The sequence below is a fragment of the Pseudomyxococcus flavus genome (genome assembly GCF_050038885.1).
Classification (GTDB): Bacteria; Myxococcota; Myxococcia; order Myxococcales; family Myxococcaceae; genus Myxococcus; species Myxococcus flavus.
Genome location: NZ_CP143624.1, coordinates 395,414 through 408,465 on the forward strand (window position 1 = coordinate 395,414; position 13,052 = coordinate 408,465).

A 13,052-nucleotide genomic window follows, 5' to 3' on the forward strand; every position below is an offset into this window, starting at 1 on the left:
CATGGTCGCCTCTCGATTTCGCCTAACCCTTCACGCAGACGACCTGCTTCAGCGTGTGGACCACTTCCACCAGGTCCGCCTGCGCCGCCATCACCGCGTCGATGGACTTGTACGCGGCCGGCGTCTCGTCGATGACGTCCGCGTCCTTGCGGCACTCCACGCCCGCGGTCGCCTTCACGTGGTCCTCCAGCGTGAAGCGCCGCTTCGCCGCCTCACGCGACATCACCCGGCCCGCGCCGTGGCTGCACGAGTGGAAGCTGTCCGCGTTCCCCTTCCCGCGGACGATGTACGAACGCGCCCCCATGCTCCCGGGGATGATGCCGAGGTCGCCCTCGCGCGCCCGCACCGCGCCCTTGCGCGTCACGAAGCAGTTCTTCCCGAAGTGATGCTCCCGGGCGATGTAGTTGTGGTGGCAGTTCACCGCCGCGTCCTTCAGCTCGAACGGCGGCAGCTCACCGCTCGACTGCAGCGCTTCCACCGCGGCGTGCAGCATCAGGTCCCGGTTCGTGGCGGCGAAGTCCTGCGCCCAGCTCACCGCGAAGACGTAGTCCTCGAAGTGCTCGGTCCCCTCCGCCAGGTACGCCAGGTCAGCGTCCGGCAGGTTGATGAACCAGCGGCGCATGTCCTCCTTCGCCAGCTCGATGAAGTAGCTCCCGATGCGGTTCCCCACGCCGCGCGAACCCGAGTGCAACATCAGCCACACGCCGTCCGACTCATCGAGGCACAGCTCGATGAAGTGGTTTCCCGTCCCCAGCGTCCCGAGGTGCGCCAGCTCCGGCCCACGGCCGATGCGCGGGTGCTTCGCGACGATGCGGTCGTACCCCTCCACCAGCCGCGCCCACGCCTGCTGGTGCCGCGCAGGCGCCACCCGCCACGCGCCCACGTCGTTGCGGCCGCCGTTGTCCGAACGGCCGTGAGGCACCGCCCGCTCAATCGCCGAGCGCACCCCACGCAGCGAGTCCGGGAGCTGGTCTGCCCGCAGCGTCGTGCGCACCGCAATCATCCCGCAGCCGATGTCCACGCCCACCGCCGCCGGCACCACCGCGCCCACCGTCGGCACCACGCTCCCCACCGTTGCGCCGTAGCCGCGGTGCACGTCCGGCATCACCGCGACCCACTGATGGATGAAGGGCAGGCCGCGCAGGTTGCGAAGCTGCTTCTTCGCCTCGTCCTCGAACGGAACCCCCACCGTCCACGCCTTGATGGGGCGGCCCGCCTCGTCCGACAGCACCTCGTAGTTCCCGTTGTCGCGGCTCATCGTCTTCACCTTTCCCGTCGTCCGCCGGGCGCTGTGTCCCGGTCACGTGGCGGGGATACAGCAGCCGGCGTGCCAACCCCTCCTCCGAGGGAAGGCCCGCCGGGCGACGTGGCACGGCCTATCTCCTGGGATAAAGTGCTATCTCCATGGCGAAATCACGGGCGCGGAAGACGGTGGTCCTGGGCATGCTCGGGACAACGCTGGACAACGGACAGGGGCCCCAGCGCTGGACGCGGTGGCGTCCCACGGTGGCGCTGTGCCAGCAGGAGGACCTGCTGGTGCATCGGCTGGAGCTGCTGCACCCGCCCAACGCCTCCGCGCTGGTGGCCACGCTGGTGAGCGACATCCGGCAGGTGTCTCCCGAGACGGAGGTGCGGGGCACGCCCCTGGCCATCCAGAACCCCTGGGACCTGGAGGAGACCTACGGCGCGCTGCTCGACTACGTGCGCGGCTACGCCTTCAACCCGGAGGCGGAGGACTACCTGGTCCACATCACCACCGGCACGCACATCGCGCAGATCTGCATGTTCCTGCTGGTGGAGAGCCGGCTCATCCCCGGCAGGCTGGTGCAGGTGTCGCCCGACCCGAGGGACCGCGCGGGCCCGGGCACGCACACCCTCATCGACCTGGACCTGTCCCAGTACGACACGCTGGCGGCGCGCTTCCGGCAGGAACAGCGCGAAGGCCTGGCCTTCCTCAAGTCCGGCATCGACACCCGCAACGCCGCGTTCAACCGGCTCATCGAGCGCATCGAACAGGTGGCCGTCCAGTCCCGCGCGCCCCTGCTCATCACCGGCCCCACGGGCGCGGGCAAGTCGCAGCTCGCGCGCCGCATCTACGCCTTGAAGAAGGCCCGGCGCGGCGTGGCCGGCCCCTTCGTGGACCTCAACTGCGCCACGCTTCGAGGCGACGGCGCCATGTCCGCGCTCTTCGGCCACGTGAAGGGCGCCTTCACGGGCGCGCTGAGCGACCGGCCCGGCCTGCTGCGGCAGGCGAACGGCGGCGTGCTGTTCCTGGACGAAATCGGTGAGCTGGGCGCGGACGAGCAGGCCATGCTGCTGCGCGCGCTGGAGGACAAGCGCTTCCTGCCCGTGGGCGCGGACCGCGAGGTGGAGAGCGACTTCCAGCTCATCGCCGGCACCAACCGCGACCTCCAGCTCGAGGTCGAACGGGGGCGGTTCCGCGAGGACCTGCTCGCGCGCATCAACCTGTGGACCTTCCGGCTGCCCGCGCTGCGCGAGCGTCCGGAGGACATCGCCCCCAACCTCCTCTTCGAGCTGGACCAGGCCTCCGAGGCCGTGGGTACCCGCGTCACCATGAACAAGGAGGCCCAGGCCCACTTCCTGGGCTTCGCCACGTCCCAGGAGGCGCGCTGGTCGGGCAACTTCCGCGACCTCAACGCGGCGGTGCTGCGCATGGCGACGCTGGCGGACGGCGGACGGATTACGCGCGACGTCGTGGACGAGGAGCTCGAACGCCTCCGCGAGCAGTGGCGGCCCGCCGGGACGCAGGCGGGCCCGGGCGCCAGGGACCTGGTGGCGGAGCTGCTGGGCGACAGCCTCGCGGCGGAGCTGGACCGGTTCGACCGGGTCCAGCTCGCGGACGTGCTGAGCGTCTGCCGGACGTCGCGCACCCTGTCGGATGCGGGGCGCGTGCTGTTCGCGCAGTCGCGCGCCCAGAAGAAGAGCATCAACGACGCGGACCGGCTCAAGAAGTACCTCGCCCGCTTCGGCCTCACGTGGGCGGACGTCAGCGGGCGAGGTGCTCAGGCCGGGCGGTGAGCCCGACTCACAGCATGGGCATGCCGCGCGTCGTCACGCCCTTGCCGCCCTTGCTCCCGGAACTGCCCGTGTGCCCGAGCAGGTAGAAGGACTCCTGGCGGGGAACGAAGAACTTCCAACCCTCGTCGGTGAGGTAGGCCGGGTCCTCCATCATCACGAACACCTTCTGTCCGTCCCACTCCGGCACCGGGGTGGCGGTATTCAGCTCGATGGCGATGTACGAGCCCTTGCGGAGCGTCTTCGGCGCCTCCTGACGGCTCGCCGAGCGGAAGTCGATGCTCGCGCCCAGCGCGTGTCCCTGGTTGCCCAGCGGATGGCTGTACACCATCGCCTCGATGCCCTTCTCCTTCATCTCCGCCATCGTCTGCTCATACACCTCCGCGGACGAGCGGCCCGGCCGGGAGGCGCGCAGCATCAGCGCGTCCTGGAGCTCGAGGGTGTTGCCCAGCGCGCGCTTCAGTCCGTCGGGCACGTCCGTCTCGCCCTCGCGCAGCACGTAGGCCATCTTCTGCCAGTCCGAGTTCAGCCCCATGTAGGTGATGCCGAAGTCCACGTGCAGCAGGTCTCCGCGGAGGATGACGACGTCCTCCTTCGCGGGCGCCAGGAAGCCTCGCGAGGTGGAGCCGTCCATCCCCTTGCGCTGCACGCGCAGGTCCGGCTGGAACCAGGTGTCCACGCCGAGCTGCCAGAGCCTGTCGTAGAGGAAGCGGCGCACGTCGCCGACCGTCGTCTTCCCCGGCACCACCACCTCCGGAGAGAAGGCCTCCTTCACCACCATCTCCGTCAGCTCCACCAGCCGCTGGTAGTGCTTCCACTCCTCGGGGAGGCGCGTGTCCAGGTACTCCTCGATGAGCGGCGCCGCGCTGATGAAGCGGGCCTCCGCTTCCGCGCCCAGCGCCTCCACCAGGAAGGCATAGCTGTCACGCGTCAGGCTGCGCGTCACCCCGCGCTTGCCGCCAATCCCCAGGGCAATCGTCCGGGGCTGATGGCGCGCGACCAGGTCCGCCAGGATTTCCTGCGGCTTGCGCCCCTCGGCGGGCAGCGCGAAGAAACGCGCGAGCGTGGCCTCCGAGTAGCCGGTGAGCGCCACGCGCAGGAGGCCCGCGTCTCCCCCATCGATGAACACGAAGATGTCCCGATTGCCGGCATAGGGCCGCGGCGGGGCGATGAACTGGGTGAGCGGGTCGTCGTGGAACTCCTCGTTGACGACCACCCACATGCCCACGCCGTGACGGCGCATCATGTCGAGCAGCATGCCGTGGCGCTTCTCCAGCCAGGCCTCGCGCTCGGCAATCTGCTCCGACCAGGGCAACAGCGCCGGCACCTTGGCGCCGGTGGCACCATTCCCCGTGGTGGTACAGGCGGCCAGCAACAACAGCGGCAAGGCCGCCCACTTCACGGACTTCATGCGAGGACTCCCATCGAGAAGGAGCCCTCACCGTACCTCAGGAACCAGGAGTCCTCCGCCCCCAGAGCCCTTGGCGTCTCTGGAGGCGGAGGGCCTGGGGCGCATCCCCTCCCTCGCTCCCTGGAATTCCGCGCTCCAGCCTCTCCGGATGGACCCGTCCCCAACTTCCGAGTCACGTGGTCGTCGGCCCCCCAGGTCACGACGCGTCCACCCTTCCAGATGACGGCTGTCCCCCGACGCCGTCCAGCCAGAGCGGGGCCTTCCCCCTCCCGCGCGCCAACCTCAGAAGCTGGCGATCTGGAACTCGAAGTCGAATGCCTCGAGCTCCATCCCCCCCAGGTCCTCCGCGTTCCCCCCTACTTCCACCACGACGCTCCGTACGTCCCCCTGGCCTCCCCCGGTGATGCCCCCGTCCGACCGCGCCCCCCAGCCGCCGCCCATGGCGCCCCGCCCCTCCTCCGGTGCCCAGATACCGCTCGCGTCTCCACGGCCCCGCGCATCACCACGAAACATCGCTCCCCCTTTTGGGAGGCGCGCCCCTATTGCCTCCCTGATCTCAGATACGGACCCAGCCCTTTTTCTTGTGTATTCTGTTCAAAAAAATCCGGGGCGCCCCGTCTGGAGCGCCCCGTGAGGCCTGTATCGCCTGAGCGATTCAGGAGAGCCCTGAGACGGCTGTGTCTAACGCTGAGGTTCCGTGGCGTCGTCGCCCGGCTGAGACGACGTATTCACGGTCGGAGCGACGGACATCTTCGCTGAGTACGGCGGGTGTGCCGTCAGCCCCGGTGTCGGCTCCGGCGGCGGATCATGCGGATTGATGCTCACCACGCGCCCATCCCGCTGAGGCTTCTTCGAAAGCTTCTTCACCATCGCATCCCCCTCGCTGCGGCACCGGCGGGCTCCGGCGACATGCCATCCCCCGGCCTCCGCTCCCGGTTCAACGCGGCGAGTCGGATTTCTTGGCGCTTATTCGAAGAGAAGGATGCCGTGGACCCAGTCCGAGGACGGGTGGGTGGCCAGCCAGTTGCGCCGCTCGTCCCGGAGCGCCAGCGCGGCGGGCGCGCCGCCCCGGATGCGCTCTCGCACCGCCTCGAAGAAGCGGCCCGCCGAGTCGGGGATTTCGACCGTGGACGCCAGCACGGTGGAGGCCCCCGCCTCGATGAACGCCACGGGCAGGCTGAAGGCCTCATGAAGGAAGGGCGTGGCCCGGGCCGCGCTGCACGTGGCCAGCAACACCAGGGGCGCGTGCTCCAGCTTCAGCGCGCGCACCTGGGCGGCGGACAGCGCGTAGCGGCCATCCATTTCAGGCGAAAGCACCACCAGCGAGGCATCGGACATCTCCGGACTGAAAACGCCGTGCGCGTGAATCTCCACCTCGCTGGCCTGGGCCATGGCGGCGAGCACCCGGGTGGGCGTGGCCTGCATGCCCGACAGCTCGAGGCGCCTTGGGTCTGGCGTGGCTGGCGGCGCCAGGGGCGGCAGTCGAGGCAGGCCCAGCGCCGACGGGGCGTCCACGCCGTTGACGACGAGGTGCGGGCCCATGTCCGGCGCCCGCTTCGGGGGCGCCCCCTGAGGACGGCCCACGCGATAGCTCCAGGCGATGTCGGCGGGGAGCAGCCCTCGCAAGCCATGGACGGGGGGCAGCGCCAGCACATCCACCTGCGCACACCCCCGCAGGGCGGACTGAAGTGACGGGGGCACCAGGCTGGAGGCATCCCGCCCCAGGGGCTCCTTCCGGCTGGCGTCGAAGTGGCCGCGCAGCTCGCCCTGGGCGTCGCGCAGGGCCACCACGGAGCGCTCGTAGTCCACGGCCACGCCCAGCACACACCGGTCCGGAGCCTCCACCCGAAGCGCGGCGCCCATCAGCGAGAGGGCTTCGCCCGCATCCCCACGCCGGCCCGCCTCATGCGCCAGCACGTTGTAGGCGCCCATCCGCGTCTTGCGGGCGTCCACGTCGTCGGGCAGTGACTCCGCCTGCTGAATGGCGCTGCGCAGCAGCTCCAGGCCCATGGCGCGGTCGCGTTCGAGCACGAATTGCCCCTCGGCGAAGCTCATCTGCGCGAGCTTGCCCGCCGAGGGCTGGCCGCGGCGCAGCTCGGACAAGGTGCGCCGCAGCAGGTCCGCGTCCTGACTGTCGGCGCCGAAGCGCGCCAGGTTGGACAGCAGCAGCGCGCCGGGCAGCCCCAATGAGCCGCCGCACTCCAGGGCCCGCTCCAGCTCGTGCCGCGCCTCCTCCGCGTCGAACTCCAGCCAGGCCAGGTACGCCAGGTTGCGGTGGACGTACGTCCGTTGCTCGCAGGACTCCGGCATCCGAGCCAGCGACTCGCGCAGGTATGCCCGCGCGCTGGCGACGTCCAGCCGGTAGCGGGCGATGTGCGCCAGCTCCTGGAGGAACTGCTGCTCCAGCTCCCATTCCTCCAGCTCCCGGGACGCCTGCCACCCGCTCCACGCATGCTCGAAGGCCTCGGCCGGGCGGTTGAGCGCGAGGTACAGGTCCGACAGCCGCTTCTTCAGCGTGACGCAGCGGTAGCTCAGCCCCTGGCCCCGACAGGCGCTCACGGCCGCGCGCAGCCGCGCCTCCGCCTTCCACCAGTCACCGCTGCGCGCCTCGGCGCCCGCGAGCTCGCGCTCGGCCAGCAGGGACAACCAGGGGTCGTCTGCCTCGCGAGCGAGCCGGGTGAAGTCCTCCAGGTGGCGCGGCACGGCCATCTGGTTGACGAGCGCGCCCAGGTACAGGTCGTCCTCGCCCGCGAGGCGAAGCGTCTCCAGGAAGCGCTGTCGCTGGGGTGATGGCAGCTCCCCACGCACGAGCTTCGCGTAGTCGACCGCCAGGGGCGCGCGGTGCCCGAAGTCCCGCTGCGCCACGCGGAGCACGTAGTGCCGGAGCACGGCGCCGCCCTGGACGCCGTCCAGCACGTCGGCCAGGGGCAACAGGCGCAGCGCCCGCTCGCGCGACGGAGCGGCCCGCACCGCGTCGTAGAAGGCCAGCCGGACGATGCCAGGGAACCGCCGGGCCTCTTCCAGGGGCAGCCGCGCCTGGGCGTCCACCATCAAGTCCCGCACCGCCGCTCGCGCCCCCTTCCAGGCCCGGCCGCGCGCCTGCGTCTGCTGTCGGAGCGCCCGTGCCCGGCTCCGGGCCTCCTCGCTCCAGCCCGGCGCGCCCTGCTTCGCCACCGCGTCGAAGGCCTCCGCGGCCAGCAGCGTCAGCCCCATCTGCCGCAGCACCAGCGCCCGGTTCCACTGCGCCTGGGCATGGTCCGGCGCCTGCCGCAGCACCCCGTCCAGCAGCGCCAGGGCATCCTCGGGGTGCCCCTGCTCCAGCGCGATGATGGCCAGGTCGCTGTCCCGGTCCGGCGACGACGGCATCCGGTGAAGGAAGTCCGAGGCCTGCCGCAGGTCCTTGCGGACGAGGTACGCGGCGGCGATGCCATGCAGGTCGCCCCGGTCCTCCAGGTCCGCCAGCGCTCGCAAGGGCACCACGGGCGTGGCGACAGCGTCCGCCGCGCCGGCGCGCAAGGGCGCGTAGGGCCGGTGGGCATCCGCGTGCGCATAGGCCACCCGGGCCTCGAGGATGCGCGAGGAGGCCTGCCCGAGCCACACCTCGTCCCGGACCTCACGCACGGTCGGCTTGAAGACGAAAAACAGCAGGATGGCCGCCGCCATGGCGCCCACCGCGCCCAGGGTCCATCGAACACGCGCGCGCCATGTGGCGGCAGGACGCGACGTCGGGGGTACCGGCACGAAGGACTCCAGCGACGCGTCGGCCGCGTCCTCCTCCAGCACCTTGGGGTCACCCAGGGCATGGAAGCCCAGGAGCTCCAGCTGCATCGCCTCGTGCAATCCATTCGCGCATGGGTCGCAGCGGGCGAGATGGTGACGGAAGTTCTCCTCGTCCACCGGCGTCAGCTCACCGTCGAGAAAGAGCGAGAGCCGGTTGCAGAGCGGGCTCATCACGCACCGCCTCCGCCGGTCAGCGGCAGCAACAGTTCCTTCAGCTCCTTGCGGGCCTGGTAGAGCCAGCTCCCCACGGTGCCTTCGGGCACCCCCATGCGCTGGGCGATGGCGCGGTAGCGCAGCCCGGAGGCGTGCAGGGTGTAGGCCTCACGCACGCGCGGATTGGAGAGCTGGGCGATGGCGCTCCGGAAGTCCTGCTCGGAGATGTGCTCCCACACCTCCTGCGCTTCCGGCTCGGGCGCCGCGACCTCGTCGCGCACCAGGCGCAGCTCCGGGCGCTCCTGCTCCAGCAGCTCCGAGCGTCGTTTGCGACACTGGTCCAGGAAGTGATTGGTGAGCGCGCGACACAGCCACGCCCTGTAGACCGGCTCCGGCTGCGCGGAGAGCGAACCGTGGTGCAGCAGTCCGCGCGTGAGCGCCTCCTGCACCAGGTCCTCCGGGTCAATGCCTCCCTGACCGCACAGCCGCTTCGCCAGGGCCAGCAGCATGGGCCTGACACGATGCGCGAACTCCTCGAACTCGTCGGGATGCACACCCGTACTGTAGGCCACAGGAATTCGAATGACTGTGGCAATGCGATGGCCGCTCATCGACCCGGCCTCCTTCCACGCCTCTCGAAACGTGGTTCGGGCCAATCCTTGGGAAGCCGTCGTGAAGCAGACTTAATCGCATTCAGTTGCGCTCGCTCACGGACATCCCCTCCGCCCCCAGGGCCAGGACGATGCAACCTGGCGGAATTCGATGCCGGCCGGGCCTGGGGCGATGGTGGAGCGTACGCTCCTGGCACTCAGCGCACCGTGGCGAGAAACCCGTCCAGCAGTGTGTTCACCACGTCCGGTGCATCGAGCTGCACCCAATGGCCCGTGCCCTCCACCTTCGCGTGCGGCAGCTCGGGGACGAGCCGGTGGTACGAACCAGGCTCCTCGTTGAGGGCCGTCACCACCGACAAGCGCGGACCCGGGTAGGCCCGAAGCGGCGCCACCGGGTCGAAGTCCAGCAACGCCCCCAGCCCGCCTCGGACGCCCGCCTGCGACGTCGCACGCATCTCCGAGAGCACGCGCTCTCGCACTTCCGGGCGGGACGGCGCCAACATGGGCGACCAGGCCTCCTCCACCACCGCGCTCCACGCTTCGGTGGCCAGCACGGCCATCAAGCCCCGCGCCTGTTCCTCCGGAATCAGGCGCCCGTCCGAGGCTGGGTCGAGCAGGAACAGCCCCGCGACCCGGTCCGGGTGCGCCCCCGCGTATGCCACGCTGACGGCGCCGCCCAGGCTGTGGCCCACCAGCACGAAGCGCTGGAGCCCCAGCCCGTCCACCACCGTCCCCACGTCCCGCGCGAAGTCCTCCACGCGGAACTGGCCATCCGGCGGGAGCGCCGACCGGCCGTGCCCTCGCAGGTCCAGCGCGACGGCCCGCCGGGTCCGCCGCAGGTGCGCGAGCTGCGCGCTCCAGTGCATGGTGTTTCCCGCGCTCGCATGGACGAAGACGACCGGCAGACCGCCCTCGCCTCCGTCGTCGACGTTCAGCATTCCGATGGACCGCATCATGATGACCTCCACTGGCCTCGAGGCGCGCAGCCGTGCGCGACGTGATGCTTGTGGAGTACGGCCCATCCCTGTCAGAAACTGTCACCAATGACACGGGTCGACCGGGTGATGCGTCTGATGGACTTCCTGCGGGCACGCGAGGCGACCACCGTCGCGGAGATTGCCGAGGCGCTCGACGTGAGCCCGCGCACCGTGCATCGCGACCTGGCGACGCTCCGGCAGCGCGGTGTCCCGCTGAGCAGTGACTCGGGGCCCGGCGGTGGCGTCCGCCTGGAAAGGGACCGGGGCGTGACGGCCGTGCACCTGTCCCAAGAGGAGGTGGTCGCGCTCTGGCTGGCCGCCAGCCTCTCCGCCACGGGCTCCACGCTGCCCTGGGGCAACGCGGCGCGCTCGGGGCTCCAGAAGCTCTTCGCCAGCGTCCCCAAGGAGCGTGCCCGGGGAATGCGCGCGCTCTGCCGTCGGGTGGTGGTGGGACGGCCCGCGAGCGCCCGGGTGCTGGCGGACGTCGGCACGCCACCCGAGGAGCTGCTCGCCGTCTTCGAGCGCGCCTTCCGTGAGCAGGTCTGCCTGTCCTTCGAATACCGCGACCGCCACGGCAACACGAGTCGGCGGTGCGTGGAGCCCCACGGGCTGCTCGTCGAGGCGCCCGTCTGGTACGTGCTGGCCCGGGACGTGGAGAAGCAAGCGGCGCGCATGTTCCGGATGGACCGGATCCGCCGGGCCCGCCTCGTCCCGGACCGCCCCTTCACGCCGGACATGGAGGGCCTCCAAGCGCAGGCGCATGCCCAGCGCGACCAGGCCCGAGGGCTCTCCTCCGAGGACGCCCCCCTCGAACGCGCGGGATGAGGCACGGGCGCATGCCCGCCCGCATCAGCAGTCCGTGCGACAAGCCGGGCCGGAGGGTAGGCTGCGCGCCCGCCGGAGCCGGAGTGCGCGCCGGAGTCGCCAGGAGTCACACGGTGCGGTACTTCGCCATGGTCGCGGCCGGGGCCACCCTCTGGGGGTGCTGGGCGCTCTTCTTCCGTCCCGCGGGCTTCACCGGACCGCAGAACGCCGTCCTCGTGCTCACGGCCATGTCGCTCCCGGCGCCCTTCCTCTTCCGGCGCGACGCACTGCGTGACCGACGGGCCACGCTGGCCCTGCTCGTGGTGGCCCTGGCGGACGCGGCCAACACCACCCTCTTCTTCGCCGCCATGGAGCGCGGCCCCGTGTCGGTGGCGGTGCTGACGCACTACCTCGCGCCGCTCCTGCTGGCGGTGTCGGCCCCCTGGGTTCTGGGTGAAGAGCGCTCCACCCGGGCCCTGGTGGGGGTCCCCTTGACGCTGGTGGGCCTGGCGCTGCTCATCGGCCGCCCGGAGGGTGCCTTCTCAGGGGTGACGGCCCTGCTGGGCGCGGGCAGCGCGTGCTTCTACGCCATCATCGTCCTCGCGGCGAAGCAGGCGGCGCGGGCGTACTCCCCCATGGCCGTCACGTCGCTGCATGCGCCCCTCTCCGTCGCCGTCCTCCTGCTCTGCTTCGGTGCGCGCGCACTCCCACCCACGGTGGACGGAGGCACGCTCCTCGTGCTCGTGGGCGGAGTGGTTTGCGGCCTCATTGGAAACATCCTCTTCCACACCGGTTTGCGACACGTCCCCACCACGGCCACCGCGGCGCTCACGTACCTGGAGCCCCTCACCGCCTCGTTGGTGGGCTGGGCCTTCTTCGCCGAGACGCTGACGCCCCTGTCCGTGGGAGGCGGCCTGCTGGTGCTGGTGGCCGGCGCCTGGGTGGCGGCCGAGCGCCGTGCCTCGCTCCGGGCCGTCACCGTGCAGGCCGCCACACGATGAACCCGTGTTCCAAAACACCCCTTGCATGCCTGGGGAGTCCTTTGGTCCTCTTGGGACCCCGCACACACCCTTCCCTCCGTTCCTGGCGACGCCGTATGCCTATGGAAACCGCAGCCGACAGCCGTGAGTACCGCGTCGTCTTCTTCTGCCCCGCCTCGAGCGCCCGGCTCGAGCGGCTGGAAGCGCCCGTGCGTCGGCTGCTCTCGCGCATCCACGCGCCGCCCGCGGAGCTGGCACCGCTCCAGGAGGCGGGCGCGCTCACCGATGCGGGCTGGCAGGTGTTCCTCGTCCGCTCGCTGACGGAGCGCTCCGCCGCGCAAGCCATGGCCGCCTACGTCAGCGAGGCCACGGCCGCGCTGGCCGCGGAGCTGGACGCGGAGGTGCTGGGCCTCTACGTGGACGTGTCCGGCGACACGGCGCGCATCTGCCGGTGCGGCCCCGAGGACGGACCGGAGACCTTCGCCGGGCGCCGGCAGGCCGCGCTCAACCGCACCGCCGAGTGGTTGGAAGTGACGCCGGTGAGCCTCTCCGCCCTGTTCCACCTCGACCTGCCCGACGCGGAGTACGAGCCGGACGCGGATGACCGCTTCGTCGAGGAGAAGCTGCGCGAGGCCCGGGCCCTCATGGAGCGCTACCGCCAGGGCAAATGAGGTCTCGTACGCCCGAGGACCTCGCGGGCCGCTGCCCGCGCTGCTTCCTCCCCGTGTCGCTGTGCCTTTGCGCCGAAGTGCCGTGCGTCCCCACGCGCACGGAGCTGCTCATCGTCCGGCACCACAAGGAGACGTTGAAGTCCACCAACACGGCGCGCATGGCGGCGCTCGCCCTGCCCCGCTGCCGCATCGTCTCGTATGGCTCTCCGGGCGTGCCCTTCGACGCCTCCGTCCTGGAGGGTGACGACACGTGGCTGCTCTTTCCGGATGCGCAGCAGACGCCCGAGCCTGGCGCCGAGCTTCCGCGGCGGCTCATCGTGTTGGACGGGAGCTGGGGTCAGGCGCGGCGCATGGTGCAGCGAGTCCCCGCGCTGCGCCGGTTGCCCGGCTTGAAGCTGCCACCGCCGCCGCCGGACTCCCGGCGCCTGCGCCGTCCGCCCCACCCGGACGGTATGTCCACGCTGGAGGCCATCGCCGGTGCGCTCGCGCACCTCGAAGGCGAGCACGTCGCGCAGCCGCTCTACACGCTGCACGAGCAGATGATTGACCGCGTCCTCGCGAGCCGGGGACGGAACGGATAGCCCATGGCTTGGGCAGCGCGGCCTCGCCGCGTCCCCGTAGCCCCCTGA

Annotated in this window: 11 protein-coding genes; 5 read left to right on the top strand and 6 right to left on the bottom strand. The window is 71.0% G+C overall.

Translation table 11 applies throughout. The features are described from left to right. Positions 1-22: 22 nt before the first annotated feature. Positions 23-1,258, bottom strand: a complete 1,236-nt coding sequence (locus tag VZL07_RS01535; protein WP_426753532.1) for an RtcB family protein — start codon at positions 1,256-1,258, stop codon at positions 23-25. A 146-nt stretch (positions 1,259-1,404) separates the two neighbouring features. Between VZL07_RS01535 and rtcR the strand changes: the two genes are divergently transcribed. Next, entirely contained in the window at positions 1,405-3,039 is a 1,635-nt protein-coding gene (rtcR, locus tag VZL07_RS01540) for an RNA repair transcriptional activator RtcR (RefSeq protein WP_426753533.1), read from the top strand. Between the two features lie 7 nt (positions 3,040-3,046). On the opposite strand, the gene VZL07_RS01545 is transcribed toward rtcR, so the two are convergent. The 5 genes from VZL07_RS01545 to VZL07_RS01565 form a co-directional block, all read right to left on the bottom strand. Beyond that, positions 3,047-4,447 carry a M24 family metallopeptidase gene (locus VZL07_RS01545; protein ID WP_426753534.1) on the bottom strand — a complete coding sequence of 467 codons (1,401 nt, stop codon included), beginning with the start codon at positions 4,445-4,447 and terminating at the stop codon, positions 3,047-3,049. A 282-nt stretch (positions 4,448-4,729) separates the two neighbouring features. Next, entirely contained in the window at positions 4,730-4,960 is a 231-nt protein-coding gene (locus VZL07_RS01550) for a hypothetical protein (RefSeq protein WP_426753535.1), read from the bottom strand. A gap of 453 nt (positions 4,961-5,413) precedes the next feature. Next, the gene (locus VZL07_RS01555) at positions 5,414-8,401 is read right to left on the bottom strand and encodes a CHAT domain-containing protein (protein ID WP_426753536.1); all 2,988 of its coding nucleotides are present in this window, start codon (positions 8,399-8,401) and stop codon (positions 5,414-5,416) included. After that, complete coding sequence (locus tag VZL07_RS01560; RefSeq protein WP_426753537.1) at positions 8,398-8,991, bottom strand: RNA polymerase sigma factor; 594 nt, start codon at positions 8,989-8,991, stop codon at positions 8,398-8,400. Before VZL07_RS01560 ends, VZL07_RS01555 begins: the two co-directional genes overlap by 4 nt. A gap of 197 nt (positions 8,992-9,188) precedes the next feature. Then, the gene (locus VZL07_RS01565) at positions 9,189-9,947 is read right to left on the bottom strand and encodes an alpha/beta fold hydrolase (protein WP_426753538.1); all 759 of its coding nucleotides are present in this window, start codon (positions 9,945-9,947) and stop codon (positions 9,189-9,191) included. Positions 9,948-10,034: 87 nt separating this feature from the next. Between VZL07_RS01565 and VZL07_RS01570 the strand changes: the two genes are divergently transcribed. From VZL07_RS01570 to VZL07_RS01585, 4 genes are all read left to right on the top strand, one after another. Then, a complete protein-coding gene (locus VZL07_RS01570; protein WP_426753539.1) occupies positions 10,035-10,793 on the top strand; it encodes a helix-turn-helix transcriptional regulator in 759 nt (252 codons plus the stop codon). Positions 10,794-10,906: 113 nt separating this feature from the next. Further along, on the top strand, positions 10,907-11,773 hold the full coding sequence (locus VZL07_RS01575) for a DMT family transporter (protein ID WP_426753540.1): 867 nt from the start codon (positions 10,907-10,909) through the stop codon (positions 11,771-11,773). 101 nt (positions 11,774-11,874) lie between these two features. Further along, the gene (locus VZL07_RS01580) at positions 11,875-12,423 is read left to right on the top strand and encodes a hypothetical protein (protein ID WP_426753541.1); all 549 of its coding nucleotides are present in this window, start codon (positions 11,875-11,877) and stop codon (positions 12,421-12,423) included. Continuing rightward, positions 12,420-13,004: a tRNA-uridine aminocarboxypropyltransferase gene (locus tag VZL07_RS01585; RefSeq protein ID WP_426753542.1), complete on the top strand. Its 585-nt coding sequence runs from the start codon at positions 12,420-12,422 to the stop codon at positions 13,002-13,004. Before VZL07_RS01580 ends, VZL07_RS01585 begins: the two co-directional genes overlap by 4 nt. Positions 13,005-13,052 lie beyond the last annotated feature (48 nt).